General features: G+C 31.1%; 5 protein-coding genes. 1 reads left to right on the forward strand and 4 read right to left on the reverse strand.

Annotated features, from left to right (window positions below):
* The 3 genes from J7M77_RS07075 to J7M77_RS07085 form a co-directional block, all read right to left on the reverse strand.
* On the reverse strand, positions 1-350 hold a 350-nt coding region (locus J7M77_RS07075; RefSeq protein ID WP_296877135.1), incomplete at its 3' end, for an HAD hydrolase family protein.
* A gap of 8 nt (positions 351-358) precedes the next feature.
* Complete coding sequence (locus J7M77_RS07080) at positions 359-1,066, reverse strand: Tim44-like domain-containing protein (protein WP_296877136.1); 708 nt, start codon at positions 1,064-1,066, stop codon at positions 359-361.
* A 159-nt stretch (positions 1,067-1,225) separates the two neighbouring features.
* Positions 1,226-2,554, reverse strand: a complete 1,329-nt coding sequence (locus tag J7M77_RS07085) for an MATE family efflux transporter (RefSeq protein WP_296877137.1) — start codon at positions 2,552-2,554, stop codon at positions 1,226-1,228.
* 198 nt (positions 2,555-2,752) lie between these two features.
* Between J7M77_RS07085 and J7M77_RS07090 the strand changes: the two genes are divergently transcribed.
* Positions 2,753-3,493: an HAD-IIB family hydrolase gene (locus J7M77_RS07090; RefSeq protein WP_296877138.1), complete on the forward strand. Its 741-nt coding sequence runs from the start codon at positions 2,753-2,755 to the stop codon at positions 3,491-3,493.
* A gap of 1 nt (position 3,494) precedes the next feature.
* Here J7M77_RS07090 and J7M77_RS07095 read toward each other — a convergent pair whose 3' ends face one another.
* Positions 3,495-3,650 carry a helix-turn-helix domain-containing protein gene (locus tag J7M77_RS07095; RefSeq protein ID WP_296877139.1) on the reverse strand — a complete coding sequence of 52 codons (156 nt, stop codon included), beginning with the start codon at positions 3,648-3,650 and terminating at the stop codon, positions 3,495-3,497.
* Between the last annotated feature and the right edge of the window lie 7 nt (positions 3,651-3,657).

The following is a 3,657-nucleotide window of genomic DNA, read 5'->3' on the forward strand; positions in this document are numbered from 1 at the left end:
AATTCATCATCTAAACAAGCACACCAGCTTTTTTGATGACCATAAAACATCGCTTTACCATGATATTTTTGATAAACATTCATTTGTTTTTGAATCATAGATTCATCAAATAACTGATCAACCAATGTTTTATCATTGTAACGAATATAATGACCATCACTACAAATATAACCATCAAAATTAATTCCATCCAAACCATTAGGAACATCACCTCTGGCAGTAGCAATAACTATTTTATTTCCCTGCTTTTGAAACTTCGATAAAGCCATAATAGTATTTTTTGTCGGTTCAAGCAGACCATTAGCTACATTAATCAAAGTTCCATCAATATCAAAAAAAGCAATTTTCATCTTCTTCCCTACCTTTCAAATTCATCTTGCTGCAAGATCATATCTAAATAAATTCTATCATCTTTTCGTCTAAACTTCCAATATTCCACAAAACGCTCATCATTACTTTCAATGATCTGATTATTAACATCAACTATTTGATCCAACATTTTACCTTCAATATAAACCCAAAAATAATCTTTATCATTATCATCGTCATCATAAACACTTACAACATCATGTTTGATTAGTTTAATATCGCTTAATTGATTTTTTCGTCCTTGAAAACTTTGCCAATTAAGTTTAATTTCCCAGCTTTGATAAAGTTCCGGGGTTAAGTAATCTTTTAAAACTTCAAGATCTTCATTTGACCAGGCTATTTGGATCTGGTAATAACAAGCCTCCACTTTTTGTTTAATCTTAGCTTCATTCCAAAACTGATCTTCATCATCCAATTTTGCTAGTTCTTGTTTTGCCTTTCGATGTAATTTTAAAGCGCGTTCACGTCTTTGATAAATTGTAAAACCAGTAACGACCATTGCTGCTAAACCAGTACTAAGATAGCCGACGATAGGATTGTGATTACCTTGATCATAATCATCATAGTGGTTATGATTACTATGTGACCCACTACCAGAACTGCCACCACCGCTAGAACCACCGCCACCAGCTCTTGCTTCAATTTTGATTGGCTGTAATAATATTAATAATATAATAATGATTATCCCTTTTTTCATTTTTTTCACCTTTAATTTCCATATTTTAAATTATATAAAAAATGGTAGAAAATTCTACCATTTTGTAGTCAAAATTAATTTTAAGGATGATTGGATACAATTTTTTATTGACTACTTGATTATTATACTTATTAAAGCTTACTTTAAGGCAAGCATTTTTTAAACTAACTGTCGATTCATCCACTTACCACTAAAATAACGCCAAACAAAGAAAATACAACGAACACCCCAGTCAATAAACATCGCGATCCATACACCTAATAGACCAAGTCCCATATATTTTCCGATTACATAACTAAAACAGAATCTAAAAATCCACATTGAAGCTGCCGATACGACCATTGTAAATTTGGCATCATTAGCCGCCCGCAAAGCATTAGGGAAAGTAAATGATAATGGCCAAATTGTTCCAGCGATAAAACCATGTAAAAAGATACATTGATAAGCTAGATCTAAAGTTTCTTTTGATAAAGCGTAAAATGGTAAAATAACTGGTGTTAATGCTAATAAAACTACAATGATGGCAACTGTCGCTAAATAAGTGATCTTCATTAATTTTTTGACATAATATTTAGCTTGATTGTAATCACCGGCTCCAGCGCATTGACCAATTACCGTGACCATTGCTAACGACATTGCCATTCCAGGAATGATTTGTAATTGAACCAAACTGTTAGATACCGCATTTGCAGCAATTGAATAAGTACCAAAAGTAGCAATCAAACTTTGAACTAGGATCTTTCCAAACTGGAACATTCCATTTTCTAGTCCTGAAGGAATTCCAATTGTTAAGATCTTTTTGATATACGTAAAATCAAAGTGCCAATGACGATAATCATCGATACATAAATCATTATCTTTATGTGATAGACTTTTTAAAATAACTACACATGCAACGATTCTCGCAATCAAGGTAGCAAAAACAGCTCCAAAAACACCCCAGTTAAAAATAAAGATAAAGATTGCATTTAAAACGATATTAATTAAATTCATGATGGCACTATTGATCATCGAAATTTTTGAATTTCCAATTGCCCTAAATAAAGCGGCACCAGAATTATACAAAGCAATAAATGGATAAGATATTGCCGAAAAGAAAAAATAAATTTCGGCATTAGCCATAACCTCAGCTTCAACATTACCAAAAACGAGATGCAAGATTGAAACATTAAAGAATAAAACTATTGCCATGATTACAGTTGAGATAACTGCCGTAATCAAAATCAACTGTTTGGCAGAATAACGAGCCTTTTCTTTAACTCCCTGACCAATAAACTGCGCTGCCACAACAGCCCCGCCAGTTCCTAAAGCCGAAAATATATTAATTAATAAAATATTAATCCCATCAACAAGTGAAACTGCCGAAACAGCTGCCTCCCCAACACTCGATACCATGATCGTATCTGAAAACCCAACAAAAATTACTAGTAATTGTTCAATTACTAATGGAATGATTAATTTTTTTAATGCCTGATTAGAAAACAACATTCTATCTATCCCCCTATAAAAATTATTATACGCTTTACTAATAATAAAAAAAGATTTTTCCAGTTTTAGAAACAAAAAAATTAACCAAATCTTTACAAATACTAAACCTAATAATTTTTTAACATAATGATATTGGAAACTGTCTTTTTGTTTATCACTATGTTATAATTTAGATAAATTTTTTAATTGAGGTGGAAAATGATTGCGTTAGCTAGTGATTTAGACGGAACTTTATTTTTTAATGAACTTCCCGGTAACATTAAACCTGAGGATTTATCAGCCGTTATTGAATTTCAAAAAAAAGGGCATCTTTTTGGAGTCTGTACGGGTAGAGCTTTTAGTGATATTGTAAAAAACAAAACTATTCCGTTTGATTTTTATATTGCATCAAGCGGTGCTTTAATTCTTGATAAACAGCAGCGAATTATTCATGAAGAATTAGTTGATTATCAAATTATCAAAGCTATCTTTGATCAATATGTTGATCACTTTGATGTATTTGTTCAAGGAAATAAACGTTTATATAGTTATAAAACCGGGCGTTTCCCTGTTAACACAACGATTATCACAGATATTTCAGTTTTAGAATCTAAGCATCTATATGGTTTATCAATTGATGCCTTTAATGAAGCAAATGCTAAAGAAGTAGTTAGTCAAATCAATTGGCAGTATGGTAAATATGTTGAAGCATTTCAAAATGTTGATTCAATTGATGTCGTTAAAAAGGGTTGTTCTAAAGGTAACGGACTTAAAATCTTAAAAGAAAAATTACAGTTAGACACAATCTATGCCATTGGTGATTCTTATAACGATTTGCCAATGTTAGATTATGCCGATATTGCTTTTACTTTTAATTCATCTGATTTGCCAGTTAAACAGCACGCTGATTATTTAGTCGATCATGTTTATCAGGCAATAGAAAAAATAGATCAGCTGTGATCTATTTTTTTATTATATTCTTAATATAAAAAGCTAACATATATTCCATTTTATCTTCAAAATTCTCAAAATCGCAATTTAATAATTCTTTGATCTTATTCATGCGATAATTAATGGTATTACGATGCATATATAGTTTTTTAGCCATTACTTGCATTGAACCA

Source organism: Thomasclavelia sp. (assembly GCF_017889095.1).
In the GTDB taxonomy this organism is placed as follows: Bacteria; Bacillota_I; Bacilli_A; order Erysipelotrichales; family Coprobacillaceae; genus Thomasclavelia.

What these genes read in the sequence shown, in the direction of transcription:
- J7M77_RS07080 (WP_296877136.1), bottom strand. Translation starts at nt 1,066, where the DNA reads ATGAAAAAAGGGATAATCATTATTATATTATTAATATTATTACAGCCA.
- J7M77_RS07085 (WP_296877137.1), bottom strand. Translation starts at nt 2,554, where the DNA reads ATGTTGTTTTCTAATCAGGCATTAAAAAAATTAATCATTCCATTAGTA.
- J7M77_RS07090 (WP_296877138.1), top strand. Translation starts at nt 2,753, where the DNA reads ATGATTGCGTTAGCTAGTGATTTAGACGGAACTTTATTTTTTAATGAA.
- J7M77_RS07095 (WP_296877139.1), bottom strand. Translation starts at nt 3,650, where the DNA reads ATGCAAGTAATGGCTAAAAAACTATATATGCATCGTAATACCATTAAT.